Below are 21,719 nucleotides of genomic sequence, written 5' to 3'. Positions count from 1 at the left end.
GGGCACTGTCTCAACGAGAGACCCGGTGAAATCATAGTACCTGTGAAGATGCAGGTTACCCGCGACAGGACGGAAAGACCCCATGGAGCTTTACTACAGCCTGATATTGAGGCTTTGTACGCGATGTACAGGATAGGTGGGAGTTTGTGAAGCCGGAGCGCCAGCTTCGGTGGAGACACCCTTGGGATACCACCCTTTGCGTATAGAGTCTCTAACTCGCAGCCGTGATCCGGCTGGAGGACCGTGTCAGGTGGGTAGTTTGACTGGGGCGGTCGCCTCCTAAACAGTAACGGAGGCGCCCAAAGGTTCCCTCAGAATGGTTGGAAATCATTCGAAGAGTGCAAAGGCAGAAGGGAGCTTGACTGCGAGACCTACAAGTCGAGCAGGGACGAAAGTCGGGCTTAGTGATCCGGTGGTTCCGCATGGAAGGGCCATCGCTCAACGGATAAAAGCTACCCTGGGGATAACAGGCTGATCTCCCCCAAGAGTCCACATCGACGGGGAGGTTTGGCACCTCGATGTCGGCTCATCGCATCCTGGGGCTGGAGTAGGTCCCAAGGGTTGGGCTGTTCGCCCATTAAAGCGGTACGCGAGCTGGGTTCAGAACGTCGTGAGACAGTTCGGTCCCTATCCGTCGTGGGCGCAGGAAATTTGAGGAGAGCTGTCCTTAGTACGAGAGGACCGGGATGGACGCACCGCTGGTGTACCAGTTGTTCCGCCAGGAGCATCGCTGGGTAGCTACGTGCGGACGGGATAAGTGCTGAAAGCATCTAAGCATGAAGCCCCCTCCGAGATGAGATTTCCCTTTGAGCAATCAAGAAAGACCCCTCAGAGACGATGAGGTAGATAGGTCATGGGTGGAAGCGTGGTGACACGTGGAGCTGAATGATACTAATCGGTCGAGGCTTTGATCTAGTCTATGGTTTGTATTGATGAATCTTCAGTTTTGAGAGAACAATCTCTTAAAACATATTGACGTTATACTTAAATGATGTTAATATAATACTTGTCTGGTGGCGATAGCGAAGCGGCCACACCCGTTCCCATGCCGAACACGGAAGTTAAGCGCTTCAGCGCCGAAAGTAGTTGGGGGTCTCCCCCTGTGAGGATAGGACGTTGCCAGGCAAGATCGTTCCGCAATAGCTCAGTGGTAGAGCAACCGGCTGTTAACCGGTAGGTCGTAGGTTCAAATCCTACTTGCGGAGCCACTTTTCTCTTTTTGGAGAGCTGTCCGAGTGGCCGAAGGAGCACGATTGGAATTCGTGTAGGCGGCAAAACCGTCTCAAGGGTTCGAATCCCTTGCTCTCCGCCAGTTTTTCAATACAACAAGGCCCGTTGGTCAAGCGGTTAAGACACCGCCCTTTCACGGCGGTAACACGGGTTCGAATCCCGTACGGGTCACCATTTATTTTTTTATATCGTCGCGGGGTGGAGCAGTCTGGTAGCTCGTCGGGCTCATAACCCGAAGGTCGTTGGTTCAAATCCAGCCCCCGCAATTAGTGTGGTCCTGTGGTGTAGTGGTTAACATGCCTGCCTGTCACGCAGGAGATCGCGGGTTCGACCCCCGTCAGGACCGCCATTTTTAATTTAAAGACTTACATACATGGCTTTGTAGCTCAGTTGGTAGAGCAAAGGACTGAAAATCCTTGTGTCGGCGGTTCGATTCCGTCCAAAGCCACCATGTGGGGGGGTAGCGAAGTGGCTAAACGCGGCGGACTGTAAATCCGCTCCCTCGGGTTCGGCGGTTCGAATCCGCCCCCCCCCACCACTTAGGGGCATAGTTTAGCGGTAGAACTACGGTCTCCAAAACCGTCAGCGCGGGTTCGATTCCTGCTGCCCCTGCTTTAATATTATGGCGATTGTGGCGAAGTGGTTAACGCACCGGATTGTGATTCCGGCATTCGAGGGTTCAATTCCCTTCAGTCGCCCCATTTTATTGGGCTGTAGCCAAGTGGTAAGGCATCGGATTTTGATTCCGACATGCGAAGGTTCGATCCCTTCCAGCCCAGCCAACTATGCGGAAGTAGTTCAGTGGTAGAATACGACCTTGCCAAGGTCGGGGTCGCGGGTTCGAATCCCGTCTTCCGCTCCATTCTTTGGCGCCATAGCCAAGTGGTAAGGCAGAGGACTGCAACTCCTCTATCGTCGGTTCGATTCCGACTGGCGCCTCCAACATAATATGCCGGTGTGGCGGAATTGGTAGACGCGCACGACTCAAAATCGTGTTCCTCTGGAGTGTCGGTTCGACTCCGACCACCGGTATCCGTAGATCCTAGCTGAGGCTAGGGTCTTTTTTTATTTATACGATTACTTTATATTAGAGAATGAAAATATTGCAATCTTGATTGGTTAAAGGAGAAATAATTTCAAAATTATAACTTTTATTAGGAGTAACATAATTCCTATGTATGTTACAATTTACGGGAATGATTTATGTGGGGAGGTACAGTTATGATAAAGAAAAAAAGGTGGTTCATTTTACTCTTCACGATAGTCACCGTAACAATATTAATTTCTTCAGTTGTTTATTTTTTTAACGGATTTTCTTCAAGTTCGTCATATTCCATCGATGAAGAGCTTGAAGGAGATGAACTTGATCGAGCTAAAGAACTTAAGCGGTTCCTTGAGGCGAACCCACCAGGTCGTCCAAATGCGGTTCATAAAATCAACCCAAAACTTGAAACCGGATTAGTGTTTGATGATTTAGAGAAACTCAACAAGTCTAACCTAGTTCGAGTCATGCACGAAATGACTCACCAGAAAATTTCCGCTGATAAAAAATACGGTGCAATCCTAATGTCTCACGAGAATATTCGTGAGGTTCGAGCGTATTTAGAACTTGCTCGGAAAAAGAACAAATTAAATTTAAACGACTACACCAAGCTCGGGAAAATCATCGAACAATGGGAACAAGCTGACTTTAGCAACATTGATAAAGATCAGGATTATATGCTGGATGGAATGGGTGCAAAAATCGGTTACTCTAATGGCTTGGCTACACCGGAAGAAGAAGAGCTATTCATTTTGAATAATTTTGGAGAAAAATATGTATACACCATCAATTTAAAATCGATGGAAAAGGCAGAAAATTAATCTTACTACAACGTTCTATTTCTAAGGGTGTACTTTTAAGGACTGTATTGATGGAGAAGCATTGAAGAAAAAATAAATGATTCAAATAGCCACGGATGACTGAGTAGATGAAGTCATTCGTGGCTATTTTGAATTTATAAAATTCATTCAGTCTCATCTAAAGTTGATGTCAACGTATCCAAATAGTCAGACCCAAAGTTATTAAAAATATACAACTCTTCCTCGAGAGGTGTAGCTAAACCGTTGGAGAAACCACGATTGGCATTTAGCAAACGCAGCAACCGGTCTTGCTCGACATCAGCCTGACTGAAGTCGTCACGCGCCCAATTATTGAGCATGGCCCGCAATTCCTTATACACGTTCGGACCAATCTTATTGTTTCTCTCTAGCAAGGTAAGGTACTCAGCCGAAGCCGTGATGTTTTCTTCCGACATCGGAATCGCGCCCCATTTCGAGCGGGCCGAGATTTGCTGATGAGTCATCAAATGCATGTTCTTTACTAATGTCGTCCGACTCAAATTGTCTGGATCGTAACGTGCAAGGAGCTCGACACGGGTCCGATCGGTCGCGTTTCCACGCCGATTGAACGGATCCCCTTTAGATACCTCAATCTGCAACTCTCTGACACGATCTGCGTATTTGTCCTCTAACGCCTCGTTCTGCATACCTTGGCTCATATTTGTATAGAAGGTATACCCGACGACTAGAATCGGAAGTAAGATGATGAAAGCAATCGATAGAAAGGTGACACGCTGTCGTGTAAATATTCGTTTTCTCAAAGTAACCCACCTCATTTCATTTGCTGCACGTTGGATTTTATCATACTTATTATGTTTTTAATTCTATAAAAGGGATTTAATTGAAATAATTAAATTTGAAATAATCAAATTTGAAATAATCAAACAATAAAAATAATATGTGGTATAATTACCTGGTGTTAAGAAATGACTCGTTATACGATTTTCAAATCGGACGATGATTCATCTTACTGTCGTCGTAGTGTGGTTTATGTAGTGTAGGAGGAATGAACGAATATGAGTAAAGAAAAGATTGCCCAGCTCCGAAAGCACGTCTCGCCGTTCGAGAAGGCGGACGTGAAGAAGAGTGTCCGGCAAATGATCAATACAATCTTACCGTTTTTGGCAGCATGGTTTCTCGCGTATCAGGCGCTCGACATCTCTGTGTTCTTGACGATTCCGCTCGCGATCGTCGCAGCTGGTTTCGTCGTCCGTATGTTTATCATTTTTCATGATTGCACGCACGGGTCGTTCTTTAAAAATAGAAAAGCCAATAACATCGTCGGCACGATCATGGGTGTGTTGACGTTATTCCCTTATGAGAAGTGGAAACGGGAACATTCGATTCATCACGCCTCAAGTGGAAATTTGGATAAGCGGGGCGTCGGGGACATTTGGGTCATGACGATTGAGGAATACGTCGAAGCTTCGAAATGGACGCGTCTTCAATACCGTCTATATCGCAATCCGCTCGTTATGTTCGGACTTGGACCGTTATATTTGATTCTCATCACGAGCCGCTTCAACCGGAAAGACGCTCGGAAAAAAGAACGCATCAATACACACGTCATTAACGCATCCCTCGTTGTCTTATACGCCGGCATGATCGCCCTGGTCGGGTGGCAGGCGTTTCTCATTGTCCAAGGAATCACGATGTTCACAGCCGGACTTCTCGGCATTTGGCTGTTCTACGTCCAACACACGTTCGAAGACTCATATTTCGAAGACGAGAGTGAGTGGGATTACGTCAAGGCGGCGATTGAGGGGAGTTCGTACTACGAGTTGCCGAGAGTGCTGCAGTGGGTAACGGGGAACATCGGCTTCCACCACGTCCATCACTTGAGCCCCCGTGTGCCGAACTATAACTTGGAACAAGCGCATACATCGACACCACCGTTGCAACGAGCGACGACGATCGGATTGTTCTCGAGTTTGAAGTCGCTTCGCTACAAGCTGTATGATGCGAAGAATAAATCGTTCGTCACGTTCCGTGACATTAAACACCTGTTGCGCGAACCGAAAACATCTTCGCTTTGAAAAGTCTGCCGGCATAATCCGGCAGACTTTTTTTGATTCGTAAAAATATATCAAAATATGATTTATAAGAAAGCAATCAGGGTATATACAGTTCATAACAAGTTGCTATAACAATTTCATTTAAAAGTGTTGACTTCTTAAAAGTATAGGTGTATATTGATTGTAGTCGCTGATGCGGCACACATATGATAACCATGCGGGTGTAGTTTAATGGTAAAACCTCAGCCTTCCAAGCTGATGACGAGAGTTCGATTCTCTTCACCCGCTTCATCATCTCTCTGCCGAGTGGCGGAGAGATTTTTTGTATGCGAAAATGGATTCGAAAGAGGTGATTGGATGAACGGATTAAGTCCGGAAACGATTAAACAAAAAATAGTCGCATACGCTGAGACGATTGGCATCGATGAGTTGAAAGTGACGACGGCTGACCCGTTCATCGTCATGAAAGAACGGCTCGTCAAACAACAAGAGAAAGGTTTCGCTTCCGGCTTTGAAGAGCCGGATTTGGACAAGCGCACGAAACCGGAGCTGTTGCTTGAAGACGCACAGTCGATCATTGCGATTGCAATCGCCTACCCGAGTAAATTAAAAGAGGCGCCGCGCAGTGTCTCCGGGTCTCGCCGGGGACTGTTCGCTAGGGCGTCTTGGGGGCTCGATTATCACCGGGCGGTCGGATCGCGTCTTGAGAAACTGCAAGCCTATATCGAATCGATTGTTCCCGGGGTAAGGACCCGGTCGATGGTCGATACGGGGGAACTCGTCGACCGGGCCGTGGCGGAACGAGCCGGTATCGGTTTCAGCGGGAAGAACTGCTCCATCATTTCCCCGGAAAAAGGCTCATACCTCTATTTAGGTGAGATGATTCTCGATACGTATTTGCCTCCAGACGAGGCAATCGAGGACGGTTGCGGCGATTGTGATAAGTGCATGACGGCTTGTCCGACGTCGGCACTTGTCGAGCCGGGCGTGCTCGATGCGAAGCGATGTATCGCTTATTTGACGCAGATGAAGACGCTCATGCCGCGTGAATTTCGCTCAAAGCTCGGTGGAAGATTATACGGCTGCGACACGTGTCAGCAAGTCTGCCCGTATAACCGGAAGAAAGATTGGCGGCACCACGAAGAACTGTTGCCGGAAGCGGAAATCGTCAAACCACTTCTCGAGCCGCTCCTTACACTAAGTAACCGTGAGTTCAAGACGAAGTTTGGCCATTTGTCCGGCGCATGGCGCGGCAAGAAACCGATTCAACGAAACGCCATCCTCGCGCTCGCACATTATCGTGAGCCGTCAGCGATCCCTGTCCTGCGAACGTTCATTCAAGAAGACGCCCGAGAAGACATGCGGGCGACGGCCGTCTGGGCGATTGGTGCGATTCTTGGCGAGGAGGCGGAAACGATTTACGAAGAGATTGAACAAACCGAGCAGTCTGAGATGGTGCTAGAAGAGATTCGCATTTTCCGAGAGGAGTGGGGCCGTGAAGACCGTGTCGTCTAAATGGGGAAGGCTGTCGTACGAGTTGAATGAGGCCGGGAAATTGGTCGCCCTCGACTTTGCAACGTCTGCCTCTGAAGAAGAGGCACCGGAATGGCTTGTCAAGTTGATGGAGCGGGTCGAACGCGACGGATTACAAGACGAGGACCGCCGATGGATTGAGATGGCAGGAACGTCATTTCAACGTGACGTCTGGGACGCGCTCTTGACGATTCCGTCTGGTGAGACGCGCTCTTATAAAGACATCGCCGAACAAATCGGTCGGCCGAAAGCGGTTCGTGCCGTCGGACAGGCGTTGAACCGGAACCCGTTGCCGATTCTTTTCCCTTGTCACCGCGTCATCGGCAGCAGTGGGAAGTTGACCGGGTTTGCCGGCGGGCTTTCGGAAAAACAACGTTTACTTGAAATCGAACAACAAAAGTGAGGTAAAAATCGTATGGCTATCCATGTCGTCATGTTTCAACCTGAAATTCCAGCGAACACCGGGAACGTCTCCCGGACGTGTGCCGCAACAAACGCTGTATTGCATTTGATTCGCCCGCTCGGCTTCTCGACGGACGATAAGATGTTGAAGCGGGCCGGGCTCGACTATTGGCAGTTCGTCGACGTCCGTTATCATGACTCGCTCGATGAACTGTGGGCAAAGCATCCGGACGGTGAGTTTTTCTATATCACGAAGTACGGAGAAAAGTATCCGAGCGACCTCGACGTCTCGGTCGTCGACAAAGATTACTTCTTCGTCTTCGGTCGTGAGACGAAAGGGTTGCCGATGGAAGTGATTGAAAATAATCTTGACCGCTGCATCCGTCTCCCACAGTCGAACCTCGTCCGTTCGCTCAACGTCTCGAACACGGCGGCGATCATCGTCTATGAGGCGCTCCGTCAACAAGGCTACGCTGGACTCAAATAAAAAAAGAGCCGGATTCGTGAGAATCTCGGCTCTTATTGGTTACCTTCTGGTTTTCTGTTATATCCTGCTGTAAAAATCGCGGCGAGGAAGACGACGCTGACTGCCATCATCAATAATAAGCCCATCCGAAAATCCCCCTTTTGTTCTCCATGACTACAAATATTATAATATACTTGATATTAGATTTGCACTGAATATGAGAAATAAATGTGAAATTGGAGCCTCCCTATGAAAACGAATGTGTACTTATTGAGCTATGCCCCGTTGATTGGCATCATCTTGTTCTCGATGTCGCTCGCCATCGCGACGAGTGAATACGTCATCGAGTGGCTGACGCGCATCGGTGTCTATAGCGAAGTCATCGCCCTGTTGTCCGTCCAAGAGACGAAAGTGCTCGTCCTCGTCGTCTTTTTTACGATTTACTTTATGCTCTTTAGCGCGTTCAAACTTGTCGCCGACACGTTCAACCAGCTCGGCTTCGCCTTTTTCGCCCGTGAGACGAATGGGAGCTCGCTACATCGACTGAAGCCTGGCGCGACGATTTTCCTCGTCGGTTCAGGGGTCAGCTTCTTATTCCTCAATTCCTTGCTCGCTGCAATCGCCGTTTTGCTCGGCACGTTCGTTTTGTATTTATTCTATTACATTTGGCAAGTGAGCCAATTGATGTCGACGTTTCGGGCAATCGGACTGTTGCTCATTCAAGCGATGATGTGGGCCCTTCTATTAAGCGGGCTGGCGTGGGCGCTGCTTCGCCTATTTAACTCAGTCGGAGATATTATTTTATAAATGACGAAAGGTCAGGGACGTGTGTCCCTGACCTTTTATCGATGGGCCTCTGTCCAGACGATGGCCGGATAGGCACGGTTGGCGAGTTCTGGGAACGGACGTGGGGTATCCGCCCCGAGCCAAATCGCGGTGATCGTCTCATCCGTCAGTCCGACGTACCACATATCTTTATGGGCGTTCGTCGTTCCGGTCTTACCACCGACATACGAACGCTTGATTTGCCCGGCATAGCGACCCGTCCCGTACGTCGTGACAGTCGACAACGCTTGTCGCATCGTCGCAGCTGTCTCTTCTGACCAGACGGCTTGTTTCGTCATGCTCGGGCTGATCGTCGGGGCGCCCGAGGCGAACCGAATCTCTTTAATCGTTTGGCCGGAGACGTATACCCCGTTGTTCAAAAACGGCGTATACGCAGCTGCCAGTTCTTTCGGGGACACGCCTTGTGTCAACCCTCCGAGTGCGCTCGCCATACTGTTATCTTTATCAGGATCCCATTGGCTGAACATGAGGTCAGCCGTGGCGTAAGCCGCCTCTTGGTCGACTTGATTGAACGCGGCGAGTGCCGGCGTGTTGAACGAATAGGCGACCGTATCACGGAACGTGACGTCGCTCAGGACGCGATTGCCGCTATTGGTCGGGCAATACGTCCCGTAACAGACGGGACGGCCGTCGAGCATCGTATCGAGTGTCGCGTTCGTCTCCTCGATGAACGGGGCAAAGACGAGAATCGGTTTGATGGCCGACCCTGGTTGTCGGAACGCTTGCGTCGAACGGTTGAACTCCCCACTTTGCTTCATTTCCGAGTCGACGAGGGCGACGATTCGTCCGTTCGGCGTCAGTTCGGCATAGCCGCCGTTCAGTCCGGTAGGCAATTCACTTAACTCCCGTTTCGCAGCCGTCTGGCGTGCGACGGACAAGTACGTCTCGACCGTCGCCTGATTGCTTGCCAAGTAGTCGCGAGCTGCCTCTTCGTCTAGGTCGTACCGGGTTCGCACGAGCCGAATCGCGTCTTTCATGACGACATCCATGTAGTCGGGATATCGAATCTCGTGGCGTTTATAGCTGGCTTTCAGTTTCACGCCATGTGCCGCGTCATAGGCTTGTTTTGAGACGAGCCCGGCTTCTTTTAGTTGCGTCAAGATGCGGTCTTTTCGTTCGTAAAACGCCGCGGACGGGTTGAGCGGGTCGTACAAGGATGGATTGTTCGGCACCGTCAGCAAATAGGCGATTTGGTTCCAGTTCAAGTCCTCGAGCGGCCGCGAGAAGTACGTGTCGGCCGCGGATTGGATGCCGTATACGTTATGCCCGAAGAAGATAACGTTACTATATGACGTAATAATTTCTTTCTTGCTATAATTTTTTTCAAGCGCCCGCGCAATCATCAATTCCTTCACTTTTCGTTCGTATGTCCGCTCGTGTGTCAAGTAAACGTTTCGCGCCAGCTGCTGTGTAATCGTGCTCCCGCCTTGGACCGATGTCTCATTGGCGTTATTGATAAACGCCCGGGCGATCCCGCTCAAGTCGTAACCTGGATGGGCGTTGAACTTGCGGTCTTCGATAATCATGATGGCGTCACGAATGTGGTCGGGTAGCCCGTCGAGAGAGACGTCATCGCGGCGCCCGCTCAAATAGAGCGTCTCAGCCCCGCCTTTATAGGCGAGGGTGACGGCGTGCTTCGTCGACAACGGCGCCGTTTCGACGGTCTCCTCGCCCCATGCGACAATCGTCTTCGTTTGTTCAATTTCCTCTTTCAACGCACTGCTCACGGTAAATCCGACAGCGATCAGTCCGGCAAAAAAGAGTGTTCCTACCCATGCCCGCATTCGCTCACCCCTCTCTTCATTCATTATATCGTCAATCTTTCAACAAATTTCAAAATGTAAACGTTATCATATAATAATTTGGGCAGGAATACATTAGGAAACAGCGAAAAAGGGTAATAGAGGTTTATATTATGAATTTAGGAGGCTGTACTATGAAGCAAGAAATGGTTGCGATGCTCCTCGCGGGCGGAGAAGGGAAGAGACTCGGGCCCCTCACGCGCAAGACAGCGAAACCGGCTGTCCACTTTGGAGGGAAGTACCGAATCATCGATTTCCCTTTATCGAACTGTACGAATTCGGGAATTACGACAGTCGGCGTGTTGACACAATATGAGCCGCTTGAATTGAACCGTTATCTCGGCATCGGTTCGGCTTGGGATTTAGATCGTCGTAACGGAGGCTTGGCCATCTTGCCCCCATACCAGGCACAATCGGGGAAGAACTGGTATGAAGGTACGGCGAACGCGATTTACCGGAACTTGAGCTACATCGATGATTACGATCCGGAGTACGTCTTGATTTTGTCGGGTGATCATATTTATAAGATGGACTACGAGAAGATGCTTGATTTCCACAAAGAGAAAAATGCGGACGTCACAATCTCGGTTATGGAAGTACCATGGGACGAAGCGCCACGTTTCGGGATTTTGAACACGACCGACGACCTCCGCATTAAAGAGTTTGAGGAGAAGCCTGAAAAACCGAAGAGCAACTTGGCTTCGATGGGGATTTACATCTTTAACTGGAAAGTGCTTCGGGAGCACTTGATTCAAGACGCGGAAGATGAGACGTCAAGCTTTGACTTCGGGAAGAACATCATTCCGAATACGCTACTCGACGGACTTGACGTCTTCGCCTACAAGTTCAAAGGTTACTGGAAAGACGTCGGTACGATTCAGTCGCTCTGGGAAGCGAACATGGACTTGTTAGAGGAAAATCCGCCGTTCGACTTATACGACCCGAACTGGAAGGTGTATTCAGTCAACCCGAACCAGACGCCGCAATACATCGGGAAAGACGCCTGCGTCGAACAGTCAGTCATTAACGAAGGCTGTCAAATCGAAGGGGAAGTCCAACACTCCGTCTTATTCTATGACGTGCGTGTCGGCGAGGGGTCACTCGTCAAAGACTCTGTCATCATGCCGGGGGCTCGCATCGGAAAAGATGTCACGATTCATCGAGCCATCGTCGCAAGCTGTGCCGTCATCGAAGACGGAGCGACAATCGGCGAGCCGGGTGGTGAGATTGTTGTCATTGAACCTCACGAAAACATCGAGAGCGGAGCAGTATTCAAACAACGTGTTTGAACTTAAAAAAGACCGACGCAAGGAGGCGTTATTGTTGACGAATGATTTGTTAGGGGTCATCAACTTAGGGACCGAAGAAGGATTATTTCCAGAGTTTACGGGACATCGCAATTTGGCGTCCGTCCCGTTCTCTGGACGTTATCGACTCATTGACTTCACATTGACGAATATGATTACGCAAGGCATCAATCAAGTCGGGATTTTCACGCTCGACAAGTATCGCTCGCTCATGGACCATGTCGGTTCAGGGAAAGAGTGGGACCTTGACCGTTCGCAAGGCGGCCTTCACATCTTCCCACCGGCGTTAAAGCCGGACGGGGAAGCTTATTTGGGCGACTTGGCAAACTTCTCGATGCACCGCGAACACTTCGTACGCAGTAAACAGCCGTACGTCGTTATCACAGGCTCAAACGTCTTGACGACAATCGACTTCCAAGACATGCTCAAGCACCATAAATCGATGGGCGCGGACATTACGCTCGCCTATACCGGGCACGAGCAAAAGTGTGGGTACTGCCGCCCGATTCGTCTCGGTGAGAACGACCGTGTCGTCGGCATCTCGGAGCGGGGCTTTAGCCCGGACGACGAGTACGCATACACGGAGACGATCATCATGTCGAAGAACTTGTTCCTTCGACTCGTCGATGAGGCGACGTCACGTGGCGAGTATGATTTACTCGACGGCGTGATTCGCCCGCAGCTCCATCGCTTACACGTTCACGGGTATCACTATACGGGTAAAATGCAGGTCATCCATTCGGTTCTTTCGTACTATAATGAAAGTATGCGTTTGCTTCGTCATGAGGGAATCATCTATGATTTCCCGCACATTTATACGAAGATTAAGCATGAACCGCCGACGCGTTATTTGAAAGGGTCGAAAGTGAATGAAGCGCTCGTCGCCAACGGCTGTAAAATCAGCGGCGAAGTGCAAAACAGTATCTTGTTCCGCGGCGTCGTCATCAGCGAACATGCCCGCGTCAAAAATTCAATCATTTTATCCAAGTCCATCATCGAAGAAGGCGCTGTCGTCGAGAACGCCATTTTAGATAAAGAAGTGGTCGTGAAACGCGGACAGGTCATTCGAGGGACGGTCGATGAACCGATCGTCATCGGAAAACGGACAACGGTGTGAAGGAGGATATTATGAAAATATGGTATGTCGCTTCAGAAGCGGCACCGTTCATGAAAACGGGGGGGCTTGCCGATGTCATCGGCTCGCTCCCTCAAGCGGTGTCTGGCCTTGGTGAGGAAGTCAGTGTCGTCATGCCGAAGTATGGCACGATTGCTGAGGAATACGTCGAGAAGATGGAATACTTATTCGATTTGATTGTTCCGGTCGGCTGGCGCAAGCAGTTCGCCGCGGTGCTCAAACTCGAACACGATGGCATCACGCACTACTTCATCGATAACGAATACTATTTCAATCGCGAAGGTGTGCTCTACGGACACTATGACGACGCGGAACGATTCGCGTTCTTCTCACGTGCCGCCCTCGAGATGATTGGGAAGTTAGACGAGACGCTCGTGCCGGACGTGCTCCACTGCCACGACTGGCAGACCGGTGTCGTACCGGCGTTTTTACGGATTCATTATCAACATATCGAAGCGTATCAAAAGATTCGCACCGTGTTTACGATCCATAACCTTCAGTACCAAGGCATCTTCCCTGAAGACGTGCTCGGCGAATTACTTCAATTCGGGCATGAACACTTCACGGCCGAAGGGATTCAGCATAACGGGCTCGTCAATTACATGAAGGCGGGAATCGTCCATTCCGATCAAATCACGACGGTCAGCCCGTCTTATCGTGATGAAATCATGGAGCCATACTACGGGGAAGGGCTCGACGCGGCCCTCCGGCATCGCGCCGTCGACGTCCGTGGGATTTTAAACGGTCTCGACTTGGCGACGAACGACCCGAGCACGGACAAACGCATCGCGAAGACGTACGACTTGGACACGGTGAAAGAAGGGAAGGCCGTCAACAAACGTGCCCTTCAAGAGCGGTTCGGGTTAGAAGTAAGGGATGACGTCATGCTCATCGGATTTGTCAGCCGCCTCGTCGAACAAAAGGGTCTCGATTTGATTAATGGGGTGAGCGATGAGCTCGGTAACCTCGATTGTCAATTTGTCTTCCTCGGCTCAGGTCAACCTGAGTATGAGGCGATCGTTCATGAGATGACGGCGCGCCATCCGGGTAAAATCGGCTCTTATATCGGGTTCGATATCGAGCTCGCCCATTTGATTTATGCCGGATCGGACGCATTCCTTATGCCGTCACGCTTTGAGCCGTGCGGCCTCAGCCAGTTGATTTCGATGCGTTACGGGACGCTCCCGATCGTTCGTGAGACGGGCGGACTTCGTGACACAGTGAAGCCATTCAACGAATATACGCAGGAAGGGACCGGTTTTGGGTTCTTGAACTACAACGCTCATGAAATGCTCGCCACGATTGAAAAATCGATTCGTGTCTTCTATGACCGCAACACGTGGAATGCCCTTGTCCATCAAACGATGACGGCGGACTTCAGCTGGAAACAATCCGCGAAGCAATACCGTGAGCTCTATCACTTATTCGCATGACTGGAAGGAGTTTTACACACATATGTTCACAGACAAACAGAGCTTCGTCACTTCGTTTAAAGACCGATTCGTCGCCTTAAACGGGAAATCGTTCAAGGAAGGGACCGAGCAGGAAGTGTATCAGACGTTGGCTACGATGGTGCGTGAGCAAGCAATCCCGAAATGGATTAACACGCGCGACAAGCAAGAAGAGAAACAGAGCAAGCAAGTCATTTATTTCTCGCTCGAGTTTTTGTTAGGTCGTTTCCTTTACAACAACTTGCTCAGCATGGACGTGCTCGAAGTCGTTCAGGAAGGTCTCGAGGAGCTTGGATTCGATTTCTTTGAAATCACCGAGTTCGAGCCGGAGCCGGGACTAGGGAACGGGGGACTCGGTCGATTGGCCGCCTGCTTCCTCGACTCGCTCGCTGCGCTCAGTCTGCCGGGTCACGGGAACGGGATTCGTTATCGCTATGGCCTCTTCAAGCAAAAGATTGTCGACGGCTATCAAGTCGAGCTCCCGGATAACTGGCTTCGCGACGGCAACATGTGGGAGACGCGCCGCGCCGACCGTGCAGTCGACGTCAACTTCGGTGGCTGGATTGAGATGCGCCAAATCGGCGACCGTCTGCGTGTCGTCCATCATCCGGACGAAGTCGTCCGGGCCGTCCCGTACGATATGCCGGTCATCGGTTACAAAAATGATGTCGTCAACACACTCCGTCTATGGAACGCCGAATCGCCTTACGACGATGAGGAGTATATGGAACGGACGAAAGGGTCATACAAAGACTTGCTCAAATATAAGCAGTCGATTGCGACGATTTCTGAATTCCTTTATCCGGATGACACGACGTACGAAGGAAAAGTGCTGCGCCTGAAACAACAATACTTCTTCGTGTCGGCGGGCATCCAATCGATGATTGCCTCATATCTCCGTCATAACAAATCGCTTAAACATCTAGGTGACCATTACGCCGTCCACATTAACGACACGCACCCGGTCGTCGCGATTCCAGAATTGATGCGCATCTTGATGGATGAGCACGGCTACGGATGGGACGAGGCGTGGCGTGTGACGAAGAGCGTCATGTCGTTCACGAACCATACGCTCCTCGCCGAGGCGCTCGAAAAGTGGCCGGTCGAGATGTATGAGCGGTTGTTGCCGCGTATTTATCAAATCATCGAAGAAATCAATCGTCGCTTCTGTCGCGACGTGCTCGTCAACTATCCGCATCTCGAGCCGCACATGGGGGATATCGCCATCGTCTCGAACGCGCATATCAACATGGCGAACTTGGCTGTCGTCGGTTCACACTCGACGAACGGTGTCGCCCAAATCCATACCGATATATTGAAGCAACGCGAGATGCGTCATTTGTACGAGATGTTCCCGCTTCGCTTCAACAACAAGACGAACGGGATCACGCACCGTCGTTGGTTACTCAAGTCCAACCCGCGCCTCTCGAACTTGATTACGGACGCGGTCGGCCCATCGTGGATTGAACATCCGAACGACCTCGAGAAGTTGATGAGCTACTCGAAAGACGCGAGCTTCCAAGAGCAGGTCATGGACGTGAAGCAACAGAACAAACTCGATTTGGCGTCATATATTCAAGACGAGACGGGCATCACCGTCGATCCGAACTCGATTTTTGACGTTCAAGTGAAACGGCTGCACGCCTACAAGCGTCAGCTTATGAACGCGCTCCACATCCATGCGCTCTATCAAAAGATTCAGTCGGACCCGACGTTCACGATGGTGCCGCGGACGTTCATCTTCGGTGCGAAAGCGGCACCTGGATACTACTATGCGAAAGAAGTCATCCGTTACATCAACGCTCTCGCGACGATGATCAATCACGATAAACGGGCGAGCCAGTTCATTAAGATCGTCTTCCTTGAGAACTATCGCGTCTCCATGGCAGAACGAATCTTCCCAGGCTCTGATGTGAGCGAGCAAATCTCGACGGCGAGCTACGAAGCGTCAGGGACCGGCAACATGAAGTTCATGATGAACGGTGCGCTCACGATCGGGACGCTCGATGGGGCGAACATCGAGATTCGAGATGCGGTCGGAGATGACCATATCTTCATCTTCGGCTTGACGCCGCAAGAAGTCATGAACTACAAGAAGTTCGGCGGTTATCATGCGGCGGACATCTATCATGCGAACCAAGAAATACGTGATGTCGTCGACGGTCTCGTCAACGGAACGTTCGATAAGGTCGGTGAGTATCAATTCCAGGCGATCTTTGATTCGCTGCTCGTCTATAACGACGATTTCCTCGTCTTGAAAGACTTCGCCTCCTATATGCAGGCACAGCGTCGGGCCGGGGAAGTGTTCGCCGATAAGGCGCGTTGGGCCGAGAGTTCAATCGTCAACACGGCCAAATCGGGAATCTTCTCGAGCGACCGGACCATCACGGAATACGCGAACGCGGTTTGGAACATCAAACCGACGAGCGTGAAATAAAAAACGAGATCCACCCGTTATGGGTGGACCTCGTTTTCTGGATAAGAGATCCAGTCAGAATAAGAGCCGGGGTAAAGACGGACATCATCTTTGCCGAGGGCGTGTAACGCTAAGATGTTGACACAGGCGGTGACCCCGCTCCCGCAGTAAAAGATTGGGTTCGGGACATCGAGCACGTCAACGTAAAGCTCTTTCAAATCATGAAAGTCTTGCAACGTGCCGAGACCCGTGACGGCGTCAGCATATGAACAGAGGAGGGCGTTCGGAATATGTCCTGCCTTGTGGTCAATCGGTTCGTGGCTGCCGTCGAAACGGTCGGCCGTGCGGGAGTCATACAGCTCTGCCGTACGTGCGGCCTTCACGTCTTCGATCGTGGCAATCATCTCGTCTTGGAATTGAGGGACATAGTCAGACGCCGGATAGTTCGGGATCTCTGTCGTCGTCTCGCCGCAATATGTGATACCGGCTTGAATCCCGCCTTCGAGCACAACGACGCGCTCATGTCCTGCCCATTTGAAGAGCCACCAGGCGCGCGCGGCGTATGGGAACCCGTCATCGTAGATGACGACGAGGTCGTCTCGTTGAATCCCGATGCGACGGAGTGTCGCCGTCCATGCTTCTTTTGACGGGAGCGGGTGACGGCCGCCGTGCTCTTCGACGGGACCGGACAAGTCTTCCATCAAATCGAGAAAGACCGCGTTCGGGAGATGGCCTTGGCGATACACGTACTTCCCGTAGGAAGCGTCGTTCAAGGAATAGCGGCAATCGATAAAGCGAATCGAGTCCGTATGGACGATGTGTTTCAATTCTTGGGCACGCATAGTTGGGAACATAGAATCACCTCGAAGTTTCGTTACTTCCATCCTATACAAGATGGAACAAATTGGCGAGTACTTCGATTGAATTTTAAATGTCGAAAGGGGAACTAACCATGGCATGGCAACAAACGTATGAACGGTGGAAACAACACGAGGCGCTCGAGCCGCATCTTCGGGTCGAGCTCGAGGAGATGGCGAAAGATGATACGTCACTCGAAGACGCCTTCTATAAGACGCTCGAATTCGGGACGGGCGGAATGCGTGGCGAAATCGGGCCTGGGGCCAATCGGATGAACATCTATACGATTCGAAAAGCCTCAAAAGGGTTCGCCGACTTCATCGCCGCTTCTGGCGAAGAAGCCAAACGGCACGGTGTCGTCATCGCGCACGACTCGCGTCATTTCTCGCCAGAGTTCGCACTCGAGGCGGCGCGCACGCTCGCCTCGAACGGGATTAAGACGTATTTGTTCCCGAGCCTCCGGGCGACGCCAGAGTTGTCGTTCGCGGTGCGCCATTTGAACGCTTTCGGCGGCATCGTCATCACGGCGAGCCACAATCCTCCAGAGTATAATGGTTTCAAAGTATACGGTGCGGACGGCGGACAGTTGCCGCCGGCAGAAGCCGACGAACTCGTCTCATACGTCAATGCGATTGAAGACGAACTGTTGATTGAAGTGAAAGAAGAGGCGGGCCTTCGTTCAGACGGCACGCTCGTGACGGTCGATTCATCCGTCGACGCGGCCTACATGGAGGCGTTACAGTCGATTCGCATCCATCACGACGTCCAAGGAGATCCGCTCAAAATCGTCTTTTCACCACTCCACGGCACCGGCCGTCGCCCCGTCATGGAAGGGCTCAAGGCGTATGGCTTCGAGCACGTGACAATCGTTGAAGAACAAGCCGAGCCAGACGGTGCGTTCCCGACGGTCAGTTACCCGAACCCGGAAGAACGGGCCGCGTTCGAGCTCGCCATGCAATACGGTGACCGCGTCGGGGCTGACCTTTTGATGGCAACGGACCCGGATGCCGACCGCGTCGGCTTCACGGTCCGTGATCGGAATGGCGAATGGTTCGTCTTAACGGGCAACCAGACGGGTGCGCTCCTCATGGACTACATTTTGTCACAAAAAGTGGAGACCGGTACGCTTCCGACGAATGGGTTTGTCGCCAAGACGATCGTCACGTCTGAACTCGGGGCGGCCATCGCGAAGGCGTACGGTGTCCATCTTGAGAACACGCTCACCGGCTTCAAATTTATCGGGGAGAAGATCAAGCAGTACGAGGAGTCAGGAGAATACGAGTTCTTGTTCGGTTACGAAGAGAGCTACGGTTATTTGATCGGTGACTTCTGTCGCGATAAAGATGCCGTCCAAGCATGTTTACTTGGTGCCGAAATGGCTGCCTTCCATAAACAGCACGGCCGGACGCTGTATGATGCGCTCCAAGCCGTGTATGAAAAGTACGGTTTCTATGAGGAGTCGCTCCAGTCGATGACGCTTAAAGGGAAGGCGGGACTTGAACAAATCGGCCGGATGATGGAAGCGTTCCGTGCGAACCCGCCGCAAGAAATCGGCGGCTACGAAGTCGTCCGTTTCGAGGACTATAAGAAACAAGTCGCTACCGACCTGCGTCAAAACAAATCCGAAGCGATTGACTTACCGTCTTCGAATGTGCTCAAATTCATCTTTGAGGACGGCTCATGGTTCTGCCTCCGTCCATCGGGGACCGAGCCAAAAATCAAGTTCTATTTCAGCGTTCACGCGGACAGTGCCGAGAAGACGACGGCGAAACGTGAAGCGATTGAACGCGATGTGATGAAGCAAGCGAAAGCCATCGATTGATGTTTGACCACTGCCCTGACGAGGGTGGTGGTTTTTGTTTGACAACGTATGCCCCCGTCAGTATGATGAGTATATTGTTTAAAACCATGTAATCGTATATGGATTATCAGGAAGGTGGAATTTATATGAAGAAATCATTAACGGCTGTACTCGCATTCGCCGCATCATTCGGGGTGCTCGCAGCTTGCGGCTCAGAGACGAACAGCAGTTCGGAAGAGACGGTCATTACGGTCGGGACAGAAGCGACATACCCACCGTTCACGTACAAAGACAAAGGTGAACTCACAGGGTACGACATCGATGTCTTGAACGAAGCGGCAGAGCGGGCCGGTTATACGCTCGAATTCGAAGCGATGGACTTCAAAGGACTCGTCCCGGCACTCGACGCGGAACGGATCGACTTGATCGCCAACCAAATGAGCATCACGCCAGAGCGCCAAGAGAAGTATTCGTTCTCTGACCCGTACGCGATCTCAGGCGCACAAGTCATCGTCGGATCAGACAACGAAGACATCCAAGGCATCGACGACCTCGAAGGAAAAGTCGTCGGCTCGACGCAAGGATCTGTGTACGCACAGATGGCTGAAGAAGCTGGCGCCGAAGTGAAGTTCTACAAAGGTGCGAACCAAGTGCTCCAAGACCTTCAAGTCGGTCGCCTCGACGCAGCCTTGAACGACCGTCTCTTCATCTTGACAGAGCTTGAGAAGACGGGCTACGACGTGAAAGCAGTCGGTGACGTCTTCAACCAGAGTCAAGCCGGCTTCATGGCCCGTCAAGACTCAGACGTGCTCGAAGGCTTGAACGAAGCGCTCGCTGAAATGAAAGAAGACGGCACGATGGAGGAAATCGGAGAGAAGTACTTCGGTGAGGACATCAGTCAATGAATGAACTGATCACGACCGTCATCGATAACCGTTCGGTCTATCTTGAAGCCGTGCAATTGACGTTGATCGCCAGTGTGCTATCGATTCTGCTTGCATTGGTACTCGGTCTGATCATTGCGTTGCTTCATAGTAGTCCCATCAAACCTGTCCGGTGGTTCACGCGGTTGTACATCTCGTTCTTCCGCGGGACCCCGCTCTTGTTACAATTGCTCATTCTTTACGTCGGATTGACGGGCTTCGTCCAGTTGAGCGGCATGCAGGCGCTCATCTATGGACTCGGTCTCCACTTCGCGGCGTATATCTCGGAAGCGTTCCGCGCGGCCATCCATTCGGTCGACAAAGGGCAAGTCGAGGCGAGTGTCGCCCTCGGGATTCCGCGTGGGAAACGATTCAAAGACATCATCTTCCCACAAGCCTTGTCGCGTGCGATTCCACCTGTCTCGAACTCGGTGATCGATATCATCAAATCGACGTCGCTCGGTTCGGTCATCGCGGTTCAAGAATTGACATACGTCTCGGATCAAATCGCCGCGACGACGTATCTCGTCATGCCGCTCCTCTTGTTCTCGGCAACGATTTATTGGATTTTGTCGACGCTCATTCAAGCGGGCCAGCATCGTCTCGAACGTCGCTATGCGGTTCGTTAAGCACAAAAAGCAGTCACTTCTCATCTTACGGTTGAGAGATATGACTGCTTTTTTGTATTATGGATTGCAAAAATCACAGTATGCCGGGGAGGCATATACGTCAGGATCAAGATATTCTGTTAGTTGATAGTGACAAGTAGAGCAGGCGTGGATGTGTCGCACAATTTGTTTAGTAGGAGAATGACACTGCTCGCATAATCGCCCAGGTACTTTTCGTACGACACGGAAACCCGGTGTTTCACATTTTGGGCATAATGAATTTGCTTGTTCAATTAGTTTTCTCGTCGCCATCTCAATATTTTTCATGCGGGTTGGATTGGCGTATGCCCGCATGTCCGTCTCTATAAAAACTTGTCGATTCGTCGATTTGTTTAAGCAATACGTAAAAGCTTCCTGCAGCGATGATTCATCCGCAATATTTTTTAATATAACGGAAGAGTGTTCATCATCTGGTCGGAGGATTACGTGATGGTCTGGAAACCCAACTTCATTCACGAACTGAAGCGCGGAAGAATAGTTTTGAACGACGGTATGATTAAAATTTGTATCGATTCCTTCGTAATAACCTTGTAATTCAATATTTCGTTCATAATCTTTTAGTAACACCAATTCAGTGTTCCATGGAATAGGGGCAAGAGGATGAAATCCGAATGTACCTTCACTGGCTATTCCAACATGTAGGTTTGACAGCTCTATGACCATATTTGCTTTTTTTCGTGCTGTTTCGAGTTGTGAGTCTTGCCGACCTATCTCTCTAGTAAATGTTCCGAACTGGTCGGTATCAAATTGATTTACATGTAAGCGGCATCCTAGCTGTTCTTCAAGAAGGGGCTTTATAACTATTTCTTTTTGGTGCATTGTGACTAACATAACATCTCGATCTTTTAAAAAACTCATCACACGTTTCCTTTCTATTCACATACAGATTCCTTTTGAAAAATATAAAGGAGCGATTCAGTCAAAGTAAATATATTTTCAACAGTATGAAATAAAAAAGAAGTGAAACCATTAGCGGTTCACTTCT

The 21,719-nt window shown here is 50.7% G+C and carries 17 protein-coding genes, 14 tRNA genes and 2 rRNA genes (1 of these 33 cut by a window edge); 29 read left to right on the top strand and 4 right to left on the bottom strand.

Translation table 11 applies throughout. The features are described 5' to 3' along the window. The 16 genes from KB235_RS13305 to KB235_RS13230 all read left to right on the top strand — a co-directional run. Positions 1–915, top strand: a 23S ribosomal RNA gene (locus KB235_RS13305) (it extends 1,999 nt beyond the left edge of the window). Between the two features lie 94 nt (positions 916–1,009). Continuing rightward, positions 1,010–1,125 (top strand): 5S ribosomal RNA (rrf, locus tag KB235_RS13300). Between the two features lie 8 nt (positions 1,126–1,133). After that, positions 1,134–1,208: transfer RNA gene (locus KB235_RS13295), tRNA-Asn, on the top strand. Between the two features lie 13 nt (positions 1,209–1,221). After that, a tRNA-Ser gene (locus KB235_RS13290) sits at positions 1,222–1,312 on the top strand. Positions 1,313–1,329: 17 nt separating this feature from the next. Continuing rightward, positions 1,330–1,404 (top strand) — tRNA-Glu (locus KB235_RS13285). Between the two features lie 18 nt (positions 1,405–1,422). Further along, positions 1,423–1,496, top strand: a tRNA-Met gene (locus tag KB235_RS13280). A 7-nt stretch (positions 1,497–1,503) separates the two neighbouring features. Beyond that, positions 1,504–1,579, top strand: a tRNA-Asp gene (locus KB235_RS13275). A gap of 26 nt (positions 1,580–1,605) precedes the next feature. Next, positions 1,606–1,681, top strand: a tRNA-Phe gene (locus KB235_RS13270). 3 nt (positions 1,682–1,684) lie between these two features. Beyond that, positions 1,685–1,768: transfer RNA gene (locus KB235_RS13265), tRNA-Tyr, on the top strand. A gap of 3 nt (positions 1,769–1,771) precedes the next feature. Then, positions 1,772–1,842: transfer RNA gene (locus tag KB235_RS13260), tRNA-Trp, on the top strand. 13 nt (positions 1,843–1,855) lie between these two features. Further along, positions 1,856–1,931, top strand: a tRNA-His gene (locus tag KB235_RS13255). 6 nt (positions 1,932–1,937) lie between these two features. Continuing rightward, positions 1,938–2,012, top strand: a tRNA-Gln gene (locus tag KB235_RS13250). A 5-nt stretch (positions 2,013–2,017) separates the two neighbouring features. After that, positions 2,018–2,092 (top strand) — tRNA-Gly (locus KB235_RS13245). A gap of 6 nt (positions 2,093–2,098) precedes the next feature. Then, positions 2,099–2,172, top strand: a tRNA-Cys gene (locus KB235_RS13240). A 9-nt stretch (positions 2,173–2,181) separates the two neighbouring features. Beyond that, positions 2,182–2,262 (top strand) — tRNA-Leu (locus KB235_RS13235). 189 nt (positions 2,263–2,451) lie between these two features. Beyond that, positions 2,452–3,093, top strand: coding sequence for a DUF6241 domain-containing protein (locus KB235_RS13230; RefSeq protein WP_211779878.1), 642 nt, complete (start codon positions 2,452–2,454; stop codon positions 3,091–3,093). Between the two features lie 143 nt (positions 3,094–3,236). Here KB235_RS13230 and KB235_RS13225 read toward each other — a convergent pair whose 3' ends face one another. Next, entirely contained in the window at positions 3,237–3,872 is a 636-nt protein-coding gene (locus tag KB235_RS13225; RefSeq protein ID WP_211779877.1) for a DUF6241 domain-containing protein, read from the bottom strand. A gap of 255 nt (positions 3,873–4,127) precedes the next feature. On the opposite strand from KB235_RS13225, the gene desA reads away from it, so the two are divergent. From desA to KB235_RS13195, 6 genes are all read left to right on the top strand, one after another. Beyond that, on the top strand, positions 4,128–5,147 hold the full coding sequence (desA, locus tag KB235_RS13220; protein ID WP_034816573.1) for a Delta(5) desaturase DesA: 1,020 nt from the start codon (positions 4,128–4,130) through the stop codon (positions 5,145–5,147). 196 nt (positions 5,148–5,343) lie between these two features. Beyond that, a tRNA-Gly gene (locus KB235_RS13215) sits at positions 5,344–5,414 on the top strand. A 69-nt stretch (positions 5,415–5,483) separates the two neighbouring features. Further along, positions 5,484–6,641 carry a tRNA epoxyqueuosine(34) reductase QueG gene (queG, locus tag KB235_RS13210; protein ID WP_034816576.1) on the top strand — a complete coding sequence of 386 codons (1,158 nt, stop codon included), beginning with the start codon at positions 5,484–5,486 and terminating at the stop codon, positions 6,639–6,641. Next, the gene (locus KB235_RS13205) at positions 6,622–7,062 is read left to right on the top strand and encodes a methylated-DNA--[protein]-cysteine S-methyltransferase (protein WP_246514232.1); all 441 of its coding nucleotides are present in this window, start codon (positions 6,622–6,624) and stop codon (positions 7,060–7,062) included. Before queG ends, KB235_RS13205 begins: the two co-directional genes overlap by 20 nt. 12 nt (positions 7,063–7,074) lie before the next feature. Continuing rightward, entirely contained in the window at positions 7,075–7,548 is a 474-nt protein-coding gene (gene trmL / locus KB235_RS13200) for a tRNA (uridine(34)/cytosine(34)/5-carboxymethylaminomethyluridine(34)-2'-O)-methyltransferase TrmL (RefSeq protein WP_034816579.1), read from the top strand. Positions 7,549–7,776: 228 nt separating this feature from the next. Continuing rightward, positions 7,777–8,334: a DUF5366 family protein gene (locus tag KB235_RS13195; RefSeq protein WP_034807257.1), complete on the top strand. Its 558-nt coding sequence runs from the start codon at positions 7,777–7,779 to the stop codon at positions 8,332–8,334. 35 nt (positions 8,335–8,369) lie between these two features. Here KB235_RS13195 and KB235_RS13190 read toward each other — a convergent pair whose 3' ends face one another. Next, positions 8,370–10,157: a transglycosylase domain-containing protein gene (locus KB235_RS13190; protein WP_246514231.1), complete on the bottom strand. Its 1,788-nt coding sequence runs from the start codon at positions 10,155–10,157 to the stop codon at positions 8,370–8,372. A gap of 152 nt (positions 10,158–10,309) precedes the next feature. Here KB235_RS13190 and KB235_RS13185 point away from each other — a divergent pair, with 152 nt between their 5' ends. Genes KB235_RS13185 through KB235_RS13170 form a run of 4 tightly spaced genes read left to right on the top strand, consistent with a single transcriptional unit; the run spans position 10,310 to position 16,505 of the window. Then, positions 10,310–11,464, top strand: coding sequence for a glucose-1-phosphate adenylyltransferase (locus tag KB235_RS13185; RefSeq protein ID WP_211779875.1), 1,155 nt, complete (start codon positions 10,310–10,312; stop codon positions 11,462–11,464). Positions 11,465–11,498: 34 nt separating this feature from the next. After that, complete coding sequence (gene glgD, locus KB235_RS13180) at positions 11,499–12,599, top strand: glucose-1-phosphate adenylyltransferase subunit GlgD (RefSeq protein WP_051690313.1); 1,101 nt, start codon at positions 11,499–11,501, stop codon at positions 12,597–12,599. Positions 12,600–12,610: 11 nt separating this feature from the next. Further along, positions 12,611–14,050: a glycogen synthase GlgA gene (gene glgA, locus KB235_RS13175; protein WP_211779874.1), complete on the top strand. Its 1,440-nt coding sequence runs from the start codon at positions 12,611–12,613 to the stop codon at positions 14,048–14,050. Between the two features lie 22 nt (positions 14,051–14,072). Further along, the gene (locus tag KB235_RS13170) at positions 14,073–16,505 is read left to right on the top strand and encodes a glycogen/starch/alpha-glucan phosphorylase (RefSeq protein ID WP_211779873.1); all 2,433 of its coding nucleotides are present in this window, start codon (positions 14,073–14,075) and stop codon (positions 16,503–16,505) included. Positions 16,506–16,522: 17 nt separating this feature from the next. Here KB235_RS13170 and KB235_RS13165 read toward each other — a convergent pair whose 3' ends face one another. After that, entirely contained in the window at positions 16,523–17,338 is an 816-nt protein-coding gene (locus KB235_RS13165; protein ID WP_246514229.1) for a sulfurtransferase, read from the bottom strand. A gap of 98 nt (positions 17,339–17,436) precedes the next feature. On the opposite strand from KB235_RS13165, the gene KB235_RS13160 reads away from it, so the two are divergent. The 3 genes from KB235_RS13160 to KB235_RS13150 all read left to right on the top strand — a co-directional run bounded on the left by KB235_RS13160 (position 17,437) and on the right by KB235_RS13150 (position 20,695). Continuing rightward, a complete protein-coding gene (locus KB235_RS13160; protein WP_211779872.1) occupies positions 17,437–19,164 on the top strand; it encodes a phospho-sugar mutase in 1,728 nt (575 codons plus the stop codon). A 125-nt stretch (positions 19,165–19,289) separates the two neighbouring features. Beyond that, positions 19,290–20,048: a transporter substrate-binding domain-containing protein gene (locus tag KB235_RS13155; protein ID WP_211779871.1), complete on the top strand. Its 759-nt coding sequence runs from the start codon at positions 19,290–19,292 to the stop codon at positions 20,046–20,048. After that, entirely contained in the window at positions 20,045–20,695 is a 651-nt protein-coding gene (locus tag KB235_RS13150) for an amino acid ABC transporter permease (protein ID WP_024372505.1), read from the top strand. The genes KB235_RS13155 and KB235_RS13150 overlap by 4 nt, the downstream gene beginning before the upstream one ends. A 57-nt stretch (positions 20,696–20,752) precedes the next feature. Here KB235_RS13150 and KB235_RS13145 read toward each other — a convergent pair whose 3' ends face one another. Then, positions 20,753–21,592, bottom strand: a complete 840-nt coding sequence (locus KB235_RS13145) for a DUF6671 family protein (protein ID WP_034803812.1) — start codon at positions 21,590–21,592, stop codon at positions 20,753–20,755. Positions 21,593–21,719: the final 127 nt, after the last annotated feature.

The organism is Exiguobacterium alkaliphilum, assembly GCF_018138125.1.
In the GTDB taxonomy this organism is placed as follows: domain Bacteria; phylum Bacillota; class Bacilli; order Exiguobacteriales; family Exiguobacteriaceae; genus Exiguobacterium; species Exiguobacterium alkaliphilum.
This window is presented reverse-complemented; position numbering and strand designations above follow the sequence as displayed.

What these genes read in the sequence shown, in the direction of transcription:
- KB235_RS13230 (WP_211779878.1), top strand. Translation starts at nt 2,452, where the DNA reads ATGATAAAGAAAAAAAGGTGGTTCATTTTACTCTTCACGATAGTCACC.
- desA (WP_034816573.1), top strand. Translation starts at nt 4,128, where the DNA reads ATGAGTAAAGAAAAGATTGCCCAGCTCCGAAAGCACGTCTCGCCGTTC.
- queG (WP_034816576.1), top strand. Translation starts at nt 5,484, where the DNA reads ATGAACGGATTAAGTCCGGAAACGATTAAACAAAAAATAGTCGCATAC.
- trmL (WP_034816579.1), top strand. Translation starts at nt 7,075, where the DNA reads ATGGCTATCCATGTCGTCATGTTTCAACCTGAAATTCCAGCGAACACC.
- KB235_RS13195 (WP_034807257.1), top strand. Translation starts at nt 7,777, where the DNA reads ATGAAAACGAATGTGTACTTATTGAGCTATGCCCCGTTGATTGGCATC.
- KB235_RS13190 (WP_246514231.1), bottom strand. Translation starts at nt 10,157, where the DNA reads ATGCGGGCATGGGTAGGAACACTCTTTTTTGCCGGACTGATCGCTGTC.
- KB235_RS13185 (WP_211779875.1), top strand. Translation starts at nt 10,310, where the DNA reads ATGAAGCAAGAAATGGTTGCGATGCTCCTCGCGGGCGGAGAAGGGAAG.
- glgA (WP_211779874.1), top strand. Translation starts at nt 12,611, where the DNA reads ATGAAAATATGGTATGTCGCTTCAGAAGCGGCACCGTTCATGAAAACG.
- KB235_RS13170 (WP_211779873.1), top strand. Translation starts at nt 14,073, where the DNA reads ATGTTCACAGACAAACAGAGCTTCGTCACTTCGTTTAAAGACCGATTC.
- KB235_RS13165 (WP_246514229.1), bottom strand. Translation starts at nt 17,338, where the DNA reads ATGTTCCCAACTATGCGTGCCCAAGAATTGAAACACATCGTCCATACG.
- KB235_RS13160 (WP_211779872.1), top strand. Translation starts at nt 17,437, where the DNA reads ATGGCATGGCAACAAACGTATGAACGGTGGAAACAACACGAGGCGCTC.
- KB235_RS13155 (WP_211779871.1), top strand. Translation starts at nt 19,290, where the DNA reads ATGAAGAAATCATTAACGGCTGTACTCGCATTCGCCGCATCATTCGGG.
- KB235_RS13150 (WP_024372505.1), top strand. Translation starts at nt 20,045, where the DNA reads ATGAATGAACTGATCACGACCGTCATCGATAACCGTTCGGTCTATCTT.
- KB235_RS13145 (WP_034803812.1), bottom strand. Translation starts at nt 21,592, where the DNA reads ATGAGTTTTTTAAAAGATCGAGATGTTATGTTAGTCACAATGCACCAA.